Source organism: Vibrio rotiferianus CAIM 577 = LMG 21460, assembly GCF_002741985.1.
GTDB lineage: Bacteria > Pseudomonadota > Gammaproteobacteria > Enterobacterales > Vibrionaceae > Vibrio > Vibrio rotiferianus.
Map to the genome: position 1 here is coordinate 351161 of NZ_APHW01000108.1, position 21061 is coordinate 372221.

General features: G+C 46.8%; 11 protein-coding genes and 2 pseudogenes. 4 read left to right on the plus strand and 9 right to left on the minus strand.

Going from position 1 to position 21061, the window contains the following annotated elements; genetic code table 11:
• Positions 1 to 137 precede the first annotated feature (137 nt).
• The 6 genes from B853_RS23965 to B853_RS23990 all read right to left on the minus strand — a co-directional run bounded on the left by B853_RS23965 (position 138) and on the right by B853_RS23990 (position 5981).
• On the minus strand, positions 138 to 1178 hold the full coding sequence (locus B853_RS23965; protein WP_038886418.1) for a preprotein translocase subunit SecY: 1041 nt from the start codon (positions 1176 to 1178) through the stop codon (positions 138 to 140).
• Positions 1179 to 1448: 270 nt separating this feature from the next.
• On the minus strand, positions 1449 to 2801 hold the full coding sequence (gene yegD, locus B853_RS23970; RefSeq protein WP_010452234.1) for a molecular chaperone: 1353 nt from the start codon (positions 2799 to 2801) through the stop codon (positions 1449 to 1451).
• 116 nt (positions 2802 to 2917) lie between these two features.
• Positions 2918 to 3538: a hypothetical protein gene (locus B853_RS23975; RefSeq protein ID WP_038886420.1), complete on the minus strand. Its 621-nt coding sequence runs from the start codon at positions 3536 to 3538 to the stop codon at positions 2918 to 2920.
• A gap of 214 nt (positions 3539 to 3752) precedes the next feature.
• The gene (locus B853_RS23980) at positions 3753 to 4073 is read right to left on the minus strand and encodes a DOPA 4,5-dioxygenase family protein (RefSeq protein ID WP_038886421.1); all 321 of its coding nucleotides are present in this window, start codon (positions 4071 to 4073) and stop codon (positions 3753 to 3755) included.
• Positions 4074 to 4226: 153 nt separating this feature from the next.
• Positions 4227 to 5432, minus strand: a complete 1206-nt coding sequence (locus tag B853_RS23985; RefSeq protein ID WP_038886423.1) for a NupC/NupG family nucleoside CNT transporter — start codon at positions 5430 to 5432, stop codon at positions 4227 to 4229.
• A gap of 6 nt (positions 5433 to 5438) precedes the next feature.
• On the minus strand, positions 5439 to 5981 hold the full coding sequence (locus B853_RS23990) for an NAD(P)H-dependent oxidoreductase (RefSeq protein ID WP_038886424.1): 543 nt from the start codon (positions 5979 to 5981) through the stop codon (positions 5439 to 5441).
• Between the two features lie 637 nt (positions 5982 to 6618).
• Here B853_RS23990 and pdhA point away from each other — a divergent pair.
• The 3 genes and pseudogenes from pdhA to B853_RS24005 all read left to right on the plus strand — a co-directional run bounded on the left by pdhA (position 6619) and on the right by B853_RS24005 (position 9829).
• Positions 6619 to 7713: a pyruvate dehydrogenase (acetyl-transferring) E1 component subunit alpha gene (gene pdhA / locus B853_RS23995; RefSeq protein ID WP_038886426.1), complete on the plus strand. Its 1095-nt coding sequence runs from the start codon at positions 6619 to 6621 to the stop codon at positions 7711 to 7713.
• Positions 7706 to 8691 (plus strand): annotated as a pseudogene (locus tag B853_RS24000) (alpha-ketoacid dehydrogenase subunit beta). Before pdhA ends, B853_RS24000 begins: the two are co-directional and overlap by 8 nt.
• Positions 8688 to 9829: pseudogene (locus tag B853_RS24005) on the plus strand (dihydrolipoamide acetyltransferase family protein). The pseudogenes B853_RS24000 and B853_RS24005 overlap by 4 nt, the downstream one beginning before the upstream one ends.
• Before the next feature lie 130 nt (positions 9830 to 9959).
• Here B853_RS24005 and B853_RS24010 read toward each other — a convergent pair.
• Positions 9960 to 10925 carry an electron transfer flavoprotein subunit alpha/FixB family protein gene (locus tag B853_RS24010; RefSeq protein ID WP_038886065.1) on the minus strand — a complete coding sequence of 322 codons (966 nt, stop codon included), beginning with the start codon at positions 10923 to 10925 and terminating at the stop codon, positions 9960 to 9962.
• A gap of 11 nt (positions 10926 to 10936) precedes the next feature.
• On the minus strand, positions 10937 to 11686 hold the full coding sequence (locus B853_RS24015) for an electron transfer flavoprotein subunit beta/FixA family protein (protein WP_038886063.1): 750 nt from the start codon (positions 11684 to 11686) through the stop codon (positions 10937 to 10939).
• A gap of 278 nt (positions 11687 to 11964) precedes the next feature.
• Between B853_RS24015 and B853_RS24020 the strand changes: the two genes are divergently transcribed.
• Positions 11965 to 13626 carry an electron transfer flavoprotein-ubiquinone oxidoreductase gene (locus B853_RS24020; protein ID WP_038886061.1) on the plus strand — a complete coding sequence of 554 codons (1662 nt, stop codon included), beginning with the start codon at positions 11965 to 11967 and terminating at the stop codon, positions 13624 to 13626.
• An 84-nt stretch (positions 13627 to 13710) separates the two neighbouring features.
• On the opposite strand, the gene B853_RS24025 is transcribed toward B853_RS24020, so the two are convergent.
• Positions 13711 to 21061, minus strand: a 7351-nt coding sequence (locus tag B853_RS24025) for a VCBS domain-containing protein (protein WP_128827031.1), incomplete at its 5' end; no start/stop codon positions are given.

Genomic DNA, 21061 nt, shown 5'->3' on the forward strand with positions numbered 1-21061 from the left:
AACCGCTTCAATACACCACCAAGAAGGTCATCTCGGATTAATCTCAGAACGATATGAATACGCTGGGTGAATATCGGTTTAAAATAAACAAAAAAGAGCGTCCATCTGGACGCTCTCTCATTCTTAATTCGCGATGCTTAAGCCGCTTCAGCCTGACCAATCCAATGATAATGGTGATTGGCTTTCTTACCGACTAAACCGAGTTCGCTTAGCTCTTCAAACACCTTATCGACTTCTTCAGCTGAGAGTCTGAAATGTTTCGCTACAGCCTTCTTGGTACACGTAATTTGGTGATTCTTAAGTGATTCACTGACCTGCTCTAATAGTGTTTTTGGCTCTTCTGGCTCTATTGAGTCGTTCGCTTCAGATTCATCCTCTTCTTTAATGTGAGGTAAATATCCCGCAGGTTCTGGTTCAATGTCTTTTATAGCTTCCAGAGTAACTCCATTATAAAGTCTGAAATAATGGCGGAAACGTTGTTCCTCACCAATCAAACCGACAAAGAACGCTGCAAAAAAATCCAACAAGATAGACAAGAACACAACTAAGCCCAACTGCGCTTGTGATGATGTCGTACCAAATGCTTTTGCCAAGCTGTCAATCAAACCAATCACTGAGCCTTGTGCGACTGGAGGCAAGCTATCACGCTCTGTAGCTAATCGTTGTTGCTCTTCACGCAGCTTATTGTTTTGCTCTTGAATGCGCGCAACACCTGTTGCGATACGTTCCATCTGAATATATTTCTCAGCAGCCAAATTATTCAATTCAATCTGCTGATCTATCGAAGCGATTTGACGGTTGTACGCGTCTACTTTTGCTTGCTCTACCGATATATGACTTTGCGCTGTATTAGTCGCACTGTTAATACCACCAATACTGCCTCCAATCGATATAGCAGCAAGCACCAGATAAAAGACTAAAGCAGTCAGGGCGCCAGAAAAATTCCTGTGTGCTCTACGCTCCCCATACTCATACCAAGCGTAAAACTTGCCCGCTTCAAAAATGATTGCCAAACCACCAAACAGCGCTTGCATCATTGGGTTTTCATCAATAGACAAAAACAAGAGAAGAGAAAAAATGGTCGATGCTAAAATGGCTGCACCAGTGAACGCGTAAACACTCACCATCGCAAATCGACCTTTAGGATATCGATATCCGATTTGTTGTTCGTATTTCATTATCAGAAATTCTTATTTTTCCGCAGAGCCCTTATTTTTCGGGCGCTACGAGCGATATAAAGGTGCGAGAGAGTAACGTATCCTAAACGAAATTACTGTCATAATTCAGTAAACGAGAACCAACCGAAGATTAGTTATTCACTTTGCACTATTTACCAACAAATTAAGGATAATGTGCAGCCACCCTTTTAGGGAAAGGTGTGCCATTTACAAGAAATAGAAACGCCTCAAAGAAGCGAGGCGTTTGCATAGAAAGGAAGTAAGATGTAACTACTTAAAACAAACGTCAGCCCAGCGCGCCAAACCTGCGGTTACGGAACCGAAGTAGTTGCCACTAACAACAGGAATATTTGGCAACACGGTTTGTACTGCTTCACGCAATATTGGCGAGCGTGCCGATCCCCCGGTCATGAAGATTGCATCTGGTGTTACCCCTGCGAGGTTTACCGCTTCTGCTACAAGCTCAGTCATTTTTGTTTTTGGAGACTCAATAGCGTCAATCATCTCGTCACGTAACACATCAACTTCAATCAGCTCAGATAGCAAATTAATGCCCGCTCGATAGGATGGCTCTTCAGACAAAGCAACCTTTGCCTCTTCAGCTCGGCGGACAATGTTGTAACCTAGCGATTCATGGTAGACCTCCAATAAACGAGCAAGCTTTTGTGGCTCTTGCGCTTGTTTGTGGAGCAGTTTCAGCGCGGCTAGATTTTCACGCGAGTAGAAGTCATTTTGAGCTTCAACATTGTTAATCGCAATTGGGTTCCAGAACTGAGTCGTTGGCATAACAATTCCTGACTCCATCTTGCTTTCCATACCAAATGGGAACATCAGCTTTTTAAACGCCAACGCAATGTCTAAGTCATTTCCACCAATACGTTGCCCACTATGTGATAACAAGCTTGCTGTACGATCAGCCTTTCCGCGCCAAGATGGGCCCATTTGGATAAGTGAACAGTCTGTAGTACCCCCGCCAATATCGACCACTAAAACAGTTTTGTCTTCAGTGAGCGTAGCTTCATATTCCAGACCAGCAGCAACCGGTTCAAACTGAAACTCAACATTCCGAAAACCAGCTCGTTTCGCCGCACGTAACAGGATATTTTCAGCTTGAATATTGGCAGCCTCTCCTCCACGGCCGTGGAAGTTTATTGGACGACCAATCACAGCATCAGTAATTGACTGTTGTGCATCGTTCTCAGCCTGAGACTTAATGTTATCCATCATGGCACATACTAAGTCCTCAAAAAAACTGAGCTGTACGTCGCGTAAACCCGATGCGCCCAAAAATGATTTTGGCGATTTCACATAATAAATGTCTTGAGGATCTGCAAGATAACGCTCTAATGCAGCTTGACCAAAAGCCATATCTTCAAGTTCAAGATCTATGCTTTCTTCACGATTGAAGTTAATTGCACGACGTAACACCTGCTCCCCGACCTGATCAAAAGGCTTGATGTCTCGATGTCGGAAAAGGTGTTCAGAAACCGACTCACGAGTCGGTGCAGAAAGGGTGGAAGGAATGTAGGGATTCGCTCCCTCAAGCTTGAGCAACTTAGGCTCACCCTGTTCCATTTTCGCCACCGAACAGTTTGCGGTGCCGTAGTCAAAGCCGATGTACATAAATCCTCCCACTGACGAAAAAGGTCGGCAATGCTACATCAATGCTTATACAAATGCTACAGGCGAATAGCTCCGCTTCCTGTCCACTCCCCTTTAATTCTCCGCAACTTCATCATTTATTTGGAAGGCTTACGCTTCATTGAAGGTAAACCAAACGCAAGCAAAAGCGCCAGAATGAGAAATACCGGGGATAGTTTTAGACCATCCCAAATTGAATAACGTTCTTGAAACAACCAAAAGATACCGACAGTCAGTAGGTAAGCAAAATAACTGCAAAACACCAGACTAATCGCGACAAAGCGTGTGCGATTAATAATTAAGACTCTTACAAGGAACTGGCTAAGAATACCTGCACAATGAACAGCAAGTTGCCAATTGATAATAAAAATAGCTAATGCAACAAAGCCTGAGGTAAGCAACGCATCATGTGTTGACAGGATAAAATAGCTACCAAAACGACTTATGATAACCGGGTAATCCCCTTCGTAGACCGTAGACCATGAAATCGCATTCGCGGCAGCAACAAAATTCGCAAAGTAGGCAATGGCATAAAACGACGTTTGAGAACTAAACGGTTGGACAACATTATGACAATAGCCGCGCCACTCTTCTATGTTGCTTGTTGGCCCAACCCAGCTTTTATCGCTCTTGGGCTCATGCTCAGCAAAGGCTGGTCCATTCCTAAACAGCAACCAAAAGATATAAAGTGCAAGTACGACTAGAAGTAGTGTTAGCATACCCCTCCCCCTCAGAAAACGTCACTTTCATTGCCAATTGCGTTGGGGTCGTAAACTGCACTTCCCTAAAAATTAAGAGTTAAGTTAACCTTAACGCCTGATTAAGCACTAATGATTATCTCTATTTATGAGGTGGCAAAATAACTACCGCCTCATATTTAGGTTTAGCACACATTGCTTAAGCACGCTTACCGAGAGAGGGAGACTTTACCGCTTAAGCGTCTAACTTATCTTCAAAAATACCAAGCTCACGGCCAAGCCATATGGCGCGAACAGTATGATCAATAAGCTCTTCTTCGCTGACGGGATGAATTAACACGGAGAAGTCACCACGATGCGCATCTAACCATGATACAAACTCATCGCTTACCGACTCCATGTGTAGTTCAAACATAGGCATTTTATGAGGACCTACAAGTCTGTTCACCAGCGGGAATACTCTAAGTACATCTTGTCTTTGCTCGCGGATGAGGTCACTCAGTTCCTGCGCTTTCTGTTCATGGATTAAAGGATAATAGATATGAGCGTGATACATTGTCTCTCCAACTGGTTGTTTGTTTTTAGGTAAATACCCCTAAGTGCATCGCTTAGCACCCAAGAAACATCGGTATAACATAACAAATAAAAAACGCCACCCGTAAATGATACAAGGTGGCGTTTTAGAGCAACTCGACTCAATTATAAATGTCTAAACGAACAAACCAACAATTGCTGCGTTCATCAGGTTTGCAAGAGTTGCAGCAAGTAGTACTTTCATGCCTAGCTTACCGATAACACCCGCTCTATCTGGGATCATGCTGCTTAGTGCACCACAAACCATTGCAACCGAGCCAATGTTAGCAAAGCCACATAAAGCAATGGTCATGATCGCTGTTGTACGATCGCTCAGTTCTACCCCACCCATACTTGCGAAAGCAACGAACTCATTAAGGGCAATTTTCTGGCCCAAAAATGCCCCTGCACTCATGGCTTCGCCCCAAGGAACACCAATCAGCCAAGCAACAGGAGAGAATAGAACGCCAAGGATGACATCAACCGTTAAGCCATTAAACCCAAAGAACTCTCCTATCGCACCCAAGCCGCCATTTAACATCGCCATTAAGCCAATACATGAGATAATGACCGCACCCACAATTGCCGCAATAGAGGTACCTGCGATCGCGCCCTTCGCTACCGCATCAATAAAGCTCGTCGGTTTTTCATTATCTGGCAGTTCTGGCACTTCATCGATCGTTTCTTCTGTTTCAGGGATGATCAACTTTGCGAACATCAATCCTGCAGGTGCAGACATAAAACACGCCATGATTAAGTAGTTGAGATCAACACCCATGCCAGCAAGACCTGCCAGAATTGAGCCTGCAATAGACGACAAGCCGCCCACCATAATAGCGAAGATCTGTGCTCGTGTTAGTACGCGATGGTATGGCTTCACCAGCAACGGAGCTTCTGTTTGGCCTAATACAATGTTACCAGCAGCGTTCATTGACTCTGCACGAGATGTGCCCAGCACTCGCTGCAATCCACCACCAATGATTCGAACGAACCACTGCATGATGCCTAAATAGTAAAGAAGGGAGGTCAGTGACGCTGTGAAAATGATTTGTGGAAGAACCTGTAGCGCCCAAATAAACCCTATACCATCAACGCTGAAGTTCACTAAGCTACCAAACGCAAACTTAATGCCTTCCGTGCCATAGCTAAACACCTTACCGACTGCACTAGACACTGATAGCAATACATCTGCACCAATATCTGTTGCCAATACAAAGCCCGCAACAACCAAGATGATTCCAAACGCGCCAGAAACCGCACGCCAACTAATTTGTTTTCTGTTTTCTGAGCATAGGAAGCCCACACCGAGTAATACGGCGATACCAAGTAATGACTGAAGCATAATGTTTTATCCGTTGTGAGAATCTACGACTTTGATAACCTGACTTGCGTGCTGGTGAGCTAACTCGATGGTTTTTTCTACATCACCGCCTTCCTCTGGAATGGCATTCATTTCAAATGTAACGATGGTGTCGACAATATTCATTTCAGCAGCTTTAAATGCATGTTCAAACGCTCGCTGATAACACTCTAGAGGCATAAAGTTAAAACCAGATTCAGAGTATGATTCTGCTGTCGCCCCGGCCGTGATTGAAAACAACACTTTTTTGTTTTTTAACTGGCTTCCATTTGGACCAAAAGCAAATCCATAGGTAAATACTTGATCGATCCACTCTTTTAATACTGATGGAAACGTACTCCAGTAAAGTGGGAACTGAATAATAACCAGATCAGAACTAAGAAGACGTTGCTGCTCAGATTTTATATCTCCAGTAAAATCAGTGGCATTTGCAATCTGCCAACTCGTGTTCTGAGAGAAATGGGATAGGATTTCAGAGTTTGCGTAAGAACGGTCCAAATTTGGATGACCATTAATAACGAGTACGTTCATGGCGTTGCCCTATAATTATTAGTGCGCTCATTTTCCCACTGCCAGTAAGAACAAGGAAGAGCAAAGCACCTTTCTGTTGTATTGATAATTTTCGTGTTTATGGTAACGCCGTCTTGGCGAAATCTAGAGGACAAATGTCCCTCCCTTGACGAGAGAGCTCAAAAGTTCATACATAAACCCTGCAGATTAAAACGAATCCTCTGTGAAATTTCACAACACAATTTTATTACAATTTTCATATCAAGCTCAGTGAATCCCTTCAACTTTGAAAACTTACAATTCTAAAAAGCAGTGTTTTATCCTAGAAAAGTGCGGTGTAAGCGAAACTTTACTGATGAAGATAACTCAAACCAAAGCACAATTTAACAATTTGTTTACACTTACTATATCTGGTTATACCAAGATTCATCACTGGATTAGGCGGTGTAAACAGCAGTATGAGATGTCGCCTTGTGTTTACCACAACACGGTTTTGCTAGAGAGACGGAAAAGAGGTGCGTCGATAACTAACAAAAACAACTGCAATCCTAGGTATGACCTTTTGCGCTGATATCAAAGACTGAGTACCCATACAGACTTTGATTTAACTATGAGCAGCTGCAGTCCAAAAGACCCGCAGCGTCAAAAGGAGCTTGAGATGAACGTTCAGGCATTACCCATGCATCGGTTTATCGACCATGATGGGAACCTCGTCAGCCAACTACCCAACTGGGCTGATCTAGAAACCTTGGTCGGGTTTTACCAAGATATGGTATTAACTCGCACCTACGATAACAAAGCCGTTGCCCTGCAACGCACTGGTAAATTAGGCACCTACCCTTCGCATCTTGGCTCGGAAGCCATTGGGGTTGCCGTAGGCAGAGCACTAAAAGCCAGTGACGTCTTTGTTCCATACTATCGCGACATGCCTGCCATGTTGTGTCGTGGCATAGGAATGGAAAAGAACCTGCAATACTGGGGAGGCGATGAGCGCGGAAGCGACTTCGCACCCGAAGGCAGCCCATTCCCTAGCCGAGACTTACCTTTCTGCGTGCCTATCGCCACCCAATGCACTCATGCGGTGGGTGTTGCATCTGCACTGAAGATCCAAGGCAACCATGAGGCAGCCTTGGTGATGTGTGGTGACGGCGCAACATCAAAAGGCGACTTCCTCGAATCCGTTAACTGTGCGGGCGCATGGAACATTCCACTGGTGTTCGTCGTAAACAACAACCAATGGGCTATCTCCGTACCGCGTAGTTTGCAATGCGCTGCGGAATTTCTCTCAGAAAAAGCCAAAGGCGCCGGCATCCCCGGTATTACGGTGGATGGCAATGACATCGTTGCGGTGTTTGATGCAACGAAGAATGCGCTTAACCGAGCCAGAAAAGGCAAAGGCGCAACGTTAATAGAAGCCATAAGTTACCGCTTGAGCGATCACACTACTGCCGACGACGCGACCCGTTATCGTAACGAGGATGAAGTTCAAACGGCTTGGCAATATGAGCCCGTCCGTCGACTTAAAGCCTTTCTCACCAATCAAGGCGTTTGGAGTAACGAGAAAGAGCAAGAGTGGCAAACCCACTGCAAAGAACAAGTTGAACTCGCCGTTGAACGTTATCTCAATATGCCGAATCAAGCGCCTGAAACGGGCTTCGACTTCCTTTATGAATCCCTACCCCAAGAGCTTCATGCGCAAAGGGATGAGCTAATCAACAAAGCAATGCGAATGCAGGGAGGGAAACATGGCTGAACTCACGTTAGTTGAAGCAGTGAACCTCGCACTGCACCATGAAATGGAACACGATCCGAATGTCATCGTCCTTGGCGAAGACGTGGGTGATAACGGCGGTGTATTCCGCGCCACAGTTGGACTCAAACAAAAATACGGTCTTAAGCGCGTTATCGACACACCTCTTGCTGAAGCGCTTATTGGCGGTGTCACTGTCGGCATGGCAACGCAAGGCTTACGACCTGTGGCAGAGTTTCAATTCCAAGGCTTTGTCTTCCCTGCATTAGAGCATTTGATGTGTCATGCGGCACGAATGCGTAACCGTACTCGTGGTCGACTCACCTGCCCTGCAGTGTTCCGCGCGCCCTTTGGTGGCGGTATTCATGCACCAGAGCACCATTCTGAAAGTGTAGAAGCGTTGTTTGCTCACACCGCAGGCTTTAAGGTTGTGATTCCTTCATCACCGCAACGCGCTTATGGTTTGCTTCTAGCAGCCATTCGTAGCAACGATCCGGTGATGTTCTTTGAGCCAAAACGTATCTATCGCACAGTGAAATCTGAAGTGGTGGATAATGGCGAAGCGCTACCTCTCGACACTTGCTTTACCCTTCGCAAAGGTCGCGACATTACGTTAGTGACTTGGGGGGGGCATGTGTTGTCGAATCACTGCAAGCGGCTCAAACACTGTCCAATCAAGGTATCGAAGTTGAGGTGATTGATTTAGCCAGCATCAAACCCATTGATACCGCGACCATCTTCCGTTCACTTGAGAAAACCGGACGCCTCTTGGTGGTCCATGAAGCAAGTAAAACCTGTGGTGTCGGCTCAGAACTGTTAGCCAGAACCGCAGAACATGCCATGTGCCTACTCAAAGCACCACCAAAACGTGTCACGGGCATGGATACCATCATGCCGTACTACCGCAACGAAGATTATTACATGACTCAGGAAGAAGACATTGTGCTCGCCGCGCGCGAACTCGTGGAGGATTGGAAATGAAGACGTTTAACTTACCCGATCTCGGCGAAGGTCTCGCTGAGTCAGAAATTGTCAAATGGCATATTAGTGTTGGCGATATGGTCAAGCTCGATCAAGTGGTGCTTACCGTAGAAACCGCAAAAGCGACCGTGGATGTTCCTGCTCCTTATAGCGGTCGTATCGTGAGTCGTCATGGCGAAGAAGGCGACGTAATCAACATTGGTGCTCTACTTCTGGAAATCGACGAAACCGGAGCAGAGCAAACCGTCTCCGAACAGAAGCAAACTGCCGATGCAGCAACGGTGTTGGTAATGTCTCCCAACATGCACACAGCGTAAATGTGGACGATTTCTGGATTGGCGGCGAACACAATCCATCGCCAGATAACCTCATCACTGCACTTCCTTCTGCTCGCCTATTAGCGAAGAAACTGGGTGTGGATTTAGATTTGGTCAAAGGCAGTGGTCCGGACGGTTTGATCGTCGATGCCGACATTTACGACGAAGCCGGCAAACAGCGCCCAGGTACGGAAGTACTCAAAGGCGCACGCCGAACCATGGTGTCGACCATGGCGGAATCCCACCACAATGTCGCGGCAGTGACCATTACTGAAGAAGCTGTCTTGGAAGGCTGGAAGCAAGGTGAAGACATCAGTATTCGTCTGGTCCAAGCGATCGTGCATGCGTGTCAGGAAGAGCCTGCTATGAATGCGTGGTTTGATGCCGAAACCATGACGCGTTGTGTCCACAGCACGGTCAATATTGGTATTGCCGTAGACAGCCGACACGGTTTGTACGTGCCTGTTCTACGACACGCTGATGAATACGAGCCGCAAGAGGTACGTCGTTGGTTAGATGAAACCGTACAAGGCATACGCGAACGTAAGATTGGCCGTGAGCAGTTGCAACACGCCACCATTACGCTCTCAAACTTTGGTGCAATTGCAGGCATATACGCAACGCCTGTGGTCACGCCGCCACAAGTCGCGATTGTCGGTGCTGGTCGAATCATTAAGAAGGTCGTAATTCGAGACGGGCAAGCTGTAGCAGTGAAAGCCATGCCGCTGTCGATTACGTTTGACCACCGAGCATGTACCGGCGGTGAAGCAGCAAGGTTCACAAAAGTACTGGCAGAGCACCTAAGAAAACCGAGCGTTTAAGTAACGTTTTCCATGAGTAACAAAAGGGCTTTCGATTGGAAGCCCTTTTGTTTTGAAGATGAATTTAAATGAGAGATTCCCTACTCGCTCATTCTTCACTCTAGGGAACGGCGCCCTACAAATACCGAACTTAAACCTTCTCCAACAACTCCGGCATAATCTCAAACAAATCACCAACCAAACCATAGTCTGCGACTTGGAAGATTGGCGCTTCAGGATCACTGTTGATCGCCACAATCACCTTGGAATCTTTCATCCCTGCTAAATGTTGAATTGCACCGGAAATACCCACGGCAATGTACAGTTGAGGCGCGACAATCTTACCCGTTTGCCCAACTTGCAAATCGTTAGAGACAAAACCTGCGTCTACCGCAGCGCGTGATGCGCCAATTGCACCACCAAGCTTATCTGCAAGCTGTTCCACCAGCGCAAAATTCTCTTTGCTACCTAACCCTCGACCACCAGAAACCACAACGTTTGCTGCTGGTAGCTCTGGTCTTTCGCTTTCCGCTTTTTGCTGTGAAACAAACTCACTGTGCTCTACCTTAATGACCGTTTCTAACGTCACGACATTCTCGGCTACTGGAGAGTCAGACAGAGCAATTGCGTCAAACGCTGAGCTTCGAATCGTCATCACTTTGGTTGCATCGTCCGAACGAACTCTGGCTAACGCATTACCGGCATAGATGGGGCGAACAACCGTATCGAGCGATTCAATTGCAATCACATCTGACAACTGCCCAACATCCAGTAAGGCAGCGACTCGGGGCATCAAGTTCTTACCGAAGGTACTCGCAGGAGCTAGGATGTGCGAATAATCCCGACCAACTTCGGCAATCAAGGTAGACTGGTTTTCTGCCAATGCATGCTGGTATTCAGCTGCATCAATCACAACGATCTGAGAGATACCTTGCACACACTTCAACTCATCCAAAACTGAGCTGCATTGGTGCCCGACTAACAAAGCGGTGACAGGCAAAGAGGCGCCGTCTTGTTGAACTTGAGAAGCAGCGCTCAACGCGCGTAGTGTATCGACTGAAAGTGATTGGTTATCGTGTTCTACAACGACCAAGGTTGCTAACGGTTTGTTTTCCATAGTTATGCCTCCTAAATCACTTTCGCTTCATTTTTGAGTTTGTCGACTAACTCGCTCACACTACCAACTATTTCGCCAGCTTTACGGGCAGGCGGAGTCATAACTTCCAGCACTTGCTGAGAACGCTCGACACTCACCCCAAAGAAGTCTGGCGTCATTACCGATAGAGGCTTCTTCTTTGCTTTCATGATATTAGGTAGTGAGGCGTAACGCGGTTCATTCAAACGCAAATCCGTGCTGATGATCGCAGGCAGATCCAGTTTGAGCGTCTCTAAGCCACCATCGATTTCTCGCGTAACCAGAACCGTTTCCCCTTCTACTTTCACTTCCGATGCAAATGTCCCCTGCGGACGATTCGACAGTGCTGCCAACATTTGCGCGACTTGGTTGTTATCCGTATCGATTGACTGTTTACCCAGAAGCACCAATTGAGCCTGTTCTTGTTCCATCACGACTTTGAGTAACTTCGCGACCGCAAGCGGTTCTGGTGACTGTTCAACATCAATATGAATCGCACGATCCGCACCTAATGCAAGCGCTGAGCGCAATTGTTCCTGACAACTAGTGTCACCAATCGACACCACTAACACCTCTTCTGCTACCCCAGCTTCTTTAAGGCGTACCGCCTCTTCCACCGCAATTTCACAGAATGGGTTCATCGTCATCTTCACGTTGTTGGTTTCCACGCCGTAACCATCAGATTTCACTCTTACTTTAACGTAAGGGTCAATTACACGTTTAATCGCAACCAGTACTTTCACATTCCCTCCTAGCAGATCGCAAAGCGATACGCGTCCTAGCAATTGGGTCATGCGCGACAAAGATTTGCATTAAAGCTCAGTTTTTTCATAACCTTGCTTGGTAAAAATACATCATGACACCGTCACTCAAAACCTTTATCACGCCCTATGACGTTACCATTTGAGCTTAGTTTAGTTTACGTTTACGTCAACTGGACTATATTTCTTTATACGAGCACTGCGTAATAGAAGAAGCACCTAAAACACAAAGAAAGGTTTCGTATCAAGGAAGCAAGAAGATGGAAAGAGAATGTATGGAATTTGATGTGGTGATTGTCGGCGCCGGACCTGCTGGTTTGAGTGCAGCATGCCGCTTAGCGCAACTCAATCAAGAACGTGAAGGTGAACCGCTGTCTATTTGTGTGGTAGAGAAAGGTTCAGAAGTTGGTGCACATATCTTATCTGGCGCGGTATTCGAAACACGTGCACTGGATGAACTTTTTCCTGATTGGCAAAGCATGGGCTCGCCGCTTTCCGCAGCTGTAAAAAACGATGCCTTCTTGTACCTAACCACAGAACTTAATCACGTTCGTGTTCCCCACTTTCTTACACCTAACCCAATGCACAATGACGAAAACAACTACGTCATCAGCTTGGCGAACTTGTGTCGTTGGTTAGCAGAACAAGCAGAATCACTTGGTGTCGAGGTCTATCCCGGTTTCGCCGCATCCACGATTAACTACGATGCATTTGGCGCTGTTACAGGAGTAAACACCAGCGACATGGGTTTGGACAAGAAAGGAGAAGCCAAACCCAACTTTGAAGCCGGTATTGAGCTAAAAGCCAAATACACCGTATTCGCCGAGGGGTGCCGAGGTCATCTAGGTAAAGAGCTCATTCAACGATTTGGTTTAGACGATGATAAACAACCGCAACATTATGCGCTTGGGCTTAAAGAGATTTGGGAGTTACCTGTCGATGCCAAAGGTCAATCAGGCAGCGTGATTCATTCTGCAGGGTATCCTCTGTGTGAATCCAGCACCACAGGCGGCGGTTTTCTCTACCACATGGAGAACAACCAAATCGCCGTTGGGCTTATTGTCGACTTAAATTACAGCAATCCTTACTTGAGTCCGTTTGACGAATTTCAACGCTTTAAGCACCACCCTGCAATCGAGCAGCATTTGAAAGGCGCTCAACGAATCGCTTACGGCGCAAGAGCCATAGCGAAAGGAGGACTGTCTTCTCTGCCGAGACAGCAATTCCCCGGCGGTTTATTGATTGGTTGTGATGCGGGCACCTTAAACGTCGCCAAAATCAAAGGCTGCCATACTGCGATGAAATCCGGTTTGTTAGCCGCAGAAGCCATTGCTGAAGCATTCACAGAATCCAATTCGGAACCGGATTACCAAACCAAGTTTGAAGATTCATGGTTATATGAAGAACTTAATGACACACGCAACTTTGGTGCAAATATTCATAAGTTCGGCAGTGTGATCGGCGGCGCACTTTCCACCTTCGAGCACAATCTATGGCAGCCACTGGTAAAGAAACCAATACCGTGGACGGTCACAGATCCTTCGCACGATCATGAACAACTGAAACCAACCGACGAGTGCCAACCTATTCAATACTCGAAACCAGATGGTGTAATCAGCTTCGATAAACCTTCATCGGTATTTTTGTCAGGTACGCAACACGAAGAGAATCAGCCTTGCCACTTGCAACTCGCCTATCCTCATATTCCGATTCAAGTCCATTTGAAGAAGTTTGATGAGCCGAGCCAACGTTACTGCCCTGCTGGCGTGTATGAAGTGGTAGAAGTCGAAGGCGAGCGAATATTCCAAATCAATGCCGCAAACTGTGTGCATTGCAAAACCTGTGACATCAAAGATCCATCGCAAAACATTACATGGAAAGCACCAGAAGGTGGCGGTGGACCGAGTTATCAGAATATGTAGTCCCTGGATTAACCAAAATAAAACGGCATCTGAATAATCCAGATGCCGCTTAACATTAATAGTTATCTTACCAACGCTAAATTTTTAGTCAGTTGTAAACACTTGATGCTGGAACAATTGGTCAACAATTTCATGCGAAGTCGCTGATGCGCCCAGTTCTAGGCCAGACATGTCAAAGTGCTCCAGTGCGACCGATGTAGATTGGCCAGTCTCATTAGTAATCGTTAGATTGAGGGTATCCTGTTCACCATCAAAACTAGCGCTGACGTGATCCAGCAAGGCTTCCATGGCCGCCACATCATCATCTACTGGAGAAACAATATCACTCAAGTCTAATTTATCTTCACCGAGATTAAAGTCTTTGATGACATCCATAGATGCTTCAGAACTTAAAGACTCATTGGTGAAAGTAAACGTATCGCTCCCTTCACCTCCCGTTAGGATATCATTCCCTAAACCTCCGATGAGAATGTCATTGCCAAGACCACCCACTAGGATGTCATCGCCTGCAGCGCCATTTAAGGTATCTGCACCGTCTTGTCCCAGCATGATATCAATAGTCTCACTACCATCAAGCAAGTTGGCCAGGTCATTACCCATGACAGCATGACGCTCAGTAGAAGCGACGTCTGCACCTGATTCACTAAGTGTTAGAGTAAAGACGTTGTCACTCACCCCGCCTCTTCCGTCTGACACTTTAAAGAGAAAGTTAAGATCGACTTGTTGGCTACCTTCTAAGGTAAAGCTATCACTTTGTGTAAAGCTGTAACTACCGTTTGACTCGACTTCTAACAAGCCAAATGCCATTTCAACATGTAAGCTCCCATCGACTTGACTCGTCGAAGAAACAAGGTCTTGGTCGACGGTGACATCATGCAAATCAGCACTTAAAAGAGTGAAGTCCCCATCAGCCAAAGAGACTGTCATGATGTCGCCATCTGCATCTTGGCTTCCTGACAGCAACTCACCAGCAATTGGTTCAGGTGAAAAGTGATTTAGGAATTGGCCTAACTGCTCGCCAGAATCGATAAATACAACTTGGTCGCTCAATTCTTCCAGTGCTTGGGCTGCACTTTCATTGTCTGACGTTGCAATACCAATACCATAAACTTTGGCATCATGCGTTTGCTTATACTCTTCCCATCGTTCATTCAAATCTGGAGCTGCTGTTTCACCTTCTTTAGGGTTTGGTGCGCCGTCAGAGATAAAGAATATGGTCTCTTTACTTTCGATTGGCTGTTCTTTCAAGTACAGATCCCAATCAAAATTGCCGTTTTCATCTAAGCCATCTTGCCAAGGGAATCGAGTTCCAATTTCGTTAGAGGCCATGACGGCTTCTAGTGCCTTGCTATAGTCTGTGTTCGTACCGTGATCAATATCACACCATCGACTCACGTAAGAGGCAACTTCACTCAGATATTCAGGATCATTGGAATCACGTCCATTCAGCAAAGGCGGACGACTCATGTCTTCTACTTGATCTAAAGTTAACCAGCTCTGTGTAGACGTATCGCCATCAAAACGAACCAAACGAATGAAAGTATTAGATTGACCGCCATCCTCAATCATGTTTTCAACCATGGAATGCAGAGCCTCTGCTGCCTTATAAGCTCTTGATTCGCTCTTTTCTGCAGTAGCCTCACTACCAACGGTATTTTGCCCATCAAATGTGCGAGTCATACTGTTTGATTCATCAAACACAACCGTCACTTTGTTAATCGGCAAGTCTTCCATTTCAGCAAAGCCATGTACTGGCGATGAAGTTGGGGCATGGTTTTCAGTTACATTTAGAGTGACCTGAGTTGTGTCTTTGTCCGTACCATCCGTCGCCGTGACTTCCAACTGATAACTATCCTGAACAGAGTGGTCTAGCTTAACTCCGTCTTTAAGCCAAATCTCACCGCTATTTGAATCTACGCGGAATAAATTGGCATCACCACCACTTAGCTCGTATTTAATGGTATCTGCACCATCAGGGTCGAAAGCTTTAACCTTACCCACCAACAATCCAGCTTCCTGCTCTGCAACGTTAAAAGTTGCATTATCTGCAGTTGGCATACCGCTGACATCGGTTCCATGAGTCTGATCTGCATCAGTATTGCTAATAAACTCAGGAGCGCGATCTCGAATATCGATTGTCACTTCACCAGTCACTGTATCTCCGTCTGCATCGATAACGGTGATATTGAATTTTTCTTGTTGATGCCCCTTAACATTCGTCGCTTTGTAGTCATAGCGACCATTCTCAAAGTTAAGGGTTAGCGTACCATGCTCAGTGTCGATCTCTGCTAGCGAGTGTAGAGAGATAACCGCCCCATTACTTGTACTTACTGTGCCATCAGCTTTATTGTAATGATAGGTTTCACCATCAACTTCAATTTGCTCCACCCATTGGCTATCACCACCGATCTCATCTAGAAGGTTGCTTTGAAGCTGTCCTGATACTGTTTTGTTCAGAAGCCCCTCTATTTGTGAGTCGTCAGTTACTACTAGAGCAGAGCCTTTATCGGTTGCAACTGGTTCTAGATACTTCAAATCTGCACCAGCACCAATGCCAATTGACCAGATGTTCTCTAAAGATGCACCGCTCGACCCGATACTGCGCTCCATCGCATTTTCAAGAATGATGCTTTGCTCAGCTTCTGTCGGTTGATCCCAACCATTAGCTAAGTACTCGTAGCGCTGCTCACTTTCAAAATCGTCTGCTGTAGACCACTTCATTAAGCTCTCGCGCAACTCTGTATATGCCGGATCTGACGTATTTGTCCATGAGTTGAAGTCGCTTGGCGCACCATCCGAAATAAAGTAAAGCTGATGATTGCTAGTGTCATCTGTTTCTTGGCTAAGGTCAGTTAAGGCAGCATTTACTTGGTCAATCGCTTGGCTATATGGCGTCCAGCCGCCGCGACCAATCGAATCCAAGTAAGCATCAATATCATCTACCGATTCCAGCCATTCAGACGTTTGACCATCTGGATAACCTGAGTGCGTCGCAATCTTAAATCGAACGTCACCAAGATCATCATACTTTTCAAACATGGTCTTAATTGCACTGCGTGCTAGGTCCCAGCGGGTAACTTCAACGCCTTGCTCGTTTTTAACCATGTCATCCCACATTGAACCCGATGCATCTAACGCGATAACAACACTGTTGTTTTGTGGGTCAACATCCATGATTTCATGATGCTCTGAATTAACTGAAGGCAAAGAGTCAACAACTCCAAGGTGCAAAGTTGCATTTTCAACTCGGCCACCCGCATCCACTTGAACGCTAACAGGGATATCTAACGTGTCAGCACCTAGTTCAGAGTGATCTACTGGCTCATATTGCTCGACAGTATAATGCCCAGTTTTACCATCAATGCTCGCTTCAATGACTTTGACCTTATCATCACCTGAGCCAACATATCCGGTTAAAGTACCGCGATCATCACTCACTTCAAACACAACTGGCTTGCCTTCACTGGTAACGTTCTCCAGATTCTGTTCAGAATCAAATCGGAACTCAGCATCTGATGCAGAACCAAGGCTGGCAACTAAATCACCTTCAGCATGTACGCTAGAGTTCGCACCAACTGCAGACTCATCGAGCGTGATATGCGAATCATCCAGTGAAATAGGCTCACCTACTACATGCACTGTCACTTCAGCTTTATCAGTTAGGCCATCCGCATCTTCAATGACGTATTCAAATGAGTATTCCTTTATTTCCCCTGTCTTAATCGTGCGCTGATCTTCTGGCAATGACTCAAGATACTTGGCTGCATCAAACACCAATTTGCCATCTATTAAGTTTAGATATTCTGTTTGTGGGTAGTTAATAATAGTCAGTTCGTCACCGTCTGGATCGCTATCATTCGCTAACACATCCAGCTCTAGAATACCGGCTCCTGTTGTTTGATAGTCCTCATCAAAGCTCGTCAAATCGGCAGAAACTTGTGTTACAAAGTACTCCGACCCCTTAGGATCAACCAAGCCATCTTTGTAACCCACGGCTGACATTTCAATGCTATCAAAATATCGACCATCCGCATCAATACTTACAACTTGCTTACCATTGCCAGTTCCTTCAAATACTCCCGAAGCGACAACCTCACCTTTGTAGTAAGCCTTCCAAACACCGCGCTCAACTCCAGGCTCCCAAGAGCTCCAAAGATTTTCAACTTGAACTTCAGCATGATCTGCGACTTGTCCATCAGCGAAAGTGAAACGCATAGCCTCACTGTGTGAAGTGGCATCATCGAATCCAATTTGACCGTCTTTTACCTGATCCGTACCGCCATCTAAGGAGGAGCTAACCCCAAACTTATGCGTACCACCGTCACCGGTGTAATCCGCCTTGTTAGCGTCACCGATTTTGTTACCCGTGTTGGTATCAACGATGTAGTAATCCACACTAATATCGGTGCTGTCGTCCCAGTTCGTGTGATCTAAAACCTTAGTCTCTTTCTCAATACCCTTGTCATCTTCAGCGATTGGAGCTTCGTTAATGTCATTTATCACGACATTGACGTTGGCCGTATCCTTCGCTCCAGACTGGTCTTGAGCTTCTACCAATAGTTGGTAGCTATCTGACGTTTCATGGTCAAAGACTACGCCACTTTTAACGCTGATCTCACCTGTGTGACTATTTATTTCAAAAAGGTCAGTATGATTGGTTAACTGATAAGTTACATTGCTACCTTTATCGACATCAAATGCCTCAACCTGCCCAATTACGCCAGCAACAGCATTCTCATTAATGCTAAATTGGTAACTATCGGTATCGGCTTTGCCATCTTCATCTAGGCCGTGGCTATCATTCGTTCCACTAATGAATTCAGGAGCATCGTTGTTACCTGTAATAGTCACAACCACGTCATGAGTCGTGCCATCTGCAGATGTTACTGTCATGGTACGAATCACCGGATCGCTATCGGCGTCTAACGATTGCACGTCTGGGTGGCTGTTGTTCAGCTTATAGGTCCAGTTACCTTGCTCATCGATAGAGAAGGTACCCCAATTGCCGTCTTGAACGTCCGTTTGCGGTTGGAAGACCGCTTCGCCTGCATCAGGGTCGTCCACGTTTAGGTTGCCGCCAGTGGTCAGCGTTACGTCTTCTTGAACCGCGCCTTTATCATCACCCGGTTGATCAGGTGTGATGATCGCTTTGTCGTCTGAGCCCGTGATTGTCACAACCACGTCATGAGTCGTGCCATCTGCAGACGTAACTGTCATGGTGCGAGTCAACGGATCACTATCAGCGTCTAACGCTTGCACGTCTGGGTGGCTGTTATTCAGCTTATACGTCCAGTTACCTTGCTCATCGATAGAGAACGTACCCCAATTGTCATCTTGAACGTCGGTTTGAGGTTGGAAGACCGCCTCACCTGCATCAGGGTCGTCCACGTTTAAGTTGCCGCCAGTGGTCAGCGTTACGTCTTCTTGAACCGCGCCTTTATCATCACCCGGTTGATCTGGTGTGATGATCGCTTTGTCGTCTGAGCCCGTGATCGTCACGACCACGTCATGAGTCGTGCCGTCCGCAGACGTCACTGTCATGGTGCGAATCACCGGATCGCTATCGGCGTCTAACGCCTGCACATCTGGGTGACTGTTGTTCAGTGTATACGTCCAGTTACCATCTGCATCGATAGAGAAGGTGCCCCAATTGCCGTCTTGAACGTCTGTCTGCGGTTGGAATACCGCTTCACCTGCATCAGGGTCGTCCACGTTTAGGTTGCCGCCAGTGGTCAGCGTTACGTCTTCTTGAACCGCGCCTTTGTCATCGCCCGGTTGATCAGGTGTGATGATCGCTTTGTCGTCTGAGCCCGTGATTGTCACAACCACGTCATGAGTCGTACCGTCCGCAGACGTCACTGTCATGGTGCGGATCACCGGATCGCTATCAGCGTCTAACGCTTGCACGTCTGGGTGGCTGTTGTTCAGCTTATAGGTCCAATTACCTTGCTCATCGATAGTGAATGTACCCCAGTTGCCATCTTGAACGTCGGTTTGAGGTTGGAATACCGCCTCACCTGCATCGGGGTCGTCCACGTTTAAGTTGCCGCCAGTGGTCAGCGTTACGTCTTCTTGAACTGCGCCTTTATCATCACCCGGTTGGTCTGGTGTGATTACCGCTTTGTCGTCTGAGCCCGTGATCGTCACGACCACGTCATGAGTCGTGCCATCCGCAGATGTTACTGTCATGGTGCGAATCACCGGATCGCTATCAGCGTCTAACGCTTGCACATCTGGGTGGCTGTTGTTCAGCTTATACGTCCAGTTACCTTGCTCATCGATAGAGAAAGTACCCCAATTACCGTCTTGAACGTCTATTTGGGGCTGGAAGACCGCTTCACCTGCATCAGGGTCGTCCACGTTTAGGTTACCGCCAGTGGTCAGCGTTACGTCTTCTTGAACCGCGCCTTTATCATCACCCGGTTGGTCTGGTGTGATGATCGCTTTGTCGTCTGAGCCCGTGATCGTCACTACAATTTGATGCGCTCCCCCTCCGACGGACTGCACAGCTATAGTGCGAACAACTGGTTCACTATCGGCGTCTAACGCTTGCACGTCTGGGTGGCTATTGTTCAGCTCATAGGTCCAGTTACCATCTGCATCGATAGAGAAGGTGCCCCAATTGCCGTCTTGAACGTTAGTTTGAGGCTGGAAGGCTGCTTCACCCACATCAGGGTCATCAACATTCAAATTACCGCCAGTGGCTAGCGTTACGTCTTCTTGAACCGCGCCCTTATCATCACCCGGTTGATCTGGCGTAATAATGGAGTTGTCGTCTGAACCAGTAATGGTGACTACAACGTCATGAGTCGTGCCGTCCGCAGACGTCACTGTCATGGTGCGAATAACCGGATCGCTATCAGCGTCTAACGCCTGCACATCTGGGTGACTGTTGTTCAGCGTATACGTCCAGTTACCTTGCTCATCGATAGAGAAAGTACCCCAATTACCATCTTGAACGTCGGTTTGTGGTTGGAATACCGCTTCACCTACGTCAGGGTCGTCCACGTTTAAGTTGCCGCCAGTGGTCAGCGTTACGTCTTCTTGAACCGCGCCTTTATCATCACCCGGTTGATCTGGCGTAATGACCGCTTTGTCGTCTGAACCGGTGATCGTCACAACCACGTCATGAGTGGTACCATCCGCAGACGTCACTGTCATGGTGCGAATAACCGGTTCGCTATCAGCATCTAACGCTTGCACGTCTGGGTGACTGTTGTTCAGCGTATACGTCCAGTTACCTTGCTCATCGATAGAGAAGGTACCCCAGTTGCCATCTTGAACGCCTGTTTGCGGTTGAAAGACAGCTTCACCTGCATCAGGGTCGTCCACGTTTAGGTTGCCGCCAGTGGTCAACGTTACGTCTTCTTGAACCGCGCCTTTGTCATCGCCCGGTTGATCTGGCGTGATGATCGCTTTGTCGTCTGAGCCGTGA

Coding starts and splice junctions, on each gene's coding strand:
- B853_RS23965 (WP_038886418.1), bottom strand. CDS start 1,178: ATGAAATACGAACAACAAATCGGATATCGATATCCTAAAGGTCGATTT.
- yegD (WP_010452234.1), bottom strand. CDS start 2,801: ATGTACATCGGCTTTGACTACGGCACCGCAAACTGTTCGGTGGCGAAA.
- B853_RS23975 (WP_038886420.1), bottom strand. CDS start 3,538: ATGCTAACACTACTTCTAGTCGTACTTGCACTTTATATCTTTTGGTTG.
- B853_RS23980 (WP_038886421.1), bottom strand. CDS start 4,073: ATGTATCACGCTCATATCTATTATCCTTTAATCCATGAACAGAAAGCG.
- B853_RS23985 (WP_038886423.1), bottom strand. CDS start 5,432: ATGCTTCAGTCATTACTTGGTATCGCCGTATTACTCGGTGTGGGCTTC.
- B853_RS23990 (WP_038886424.1), bottom strand. CDS start 5,981: ATGAACGTACTCGTTATTAATGGTCATCCAAATTTGGACCGTTCTTAC.
- pdhA (WP_038886426.1), top strand. CDS start 6,619: ATGAACGTTCAGGCATTACCCATGCATCGGTTTATCGACCATGATGGG.
- B853_RS24010 (WP_038886065.1), bottom strand. CDS start 10,925: ATGGAAAACAAACCGTTAGCAACCTTGGTCGTTGTAGAACACGATAAC.
- B853_RS24020 (WP_038886061.1), top strand. CDS start 11,965: ATGGAAAGAGAATGTATGGAATTTGATGTGGTGATTGTCGGCGCCGGA.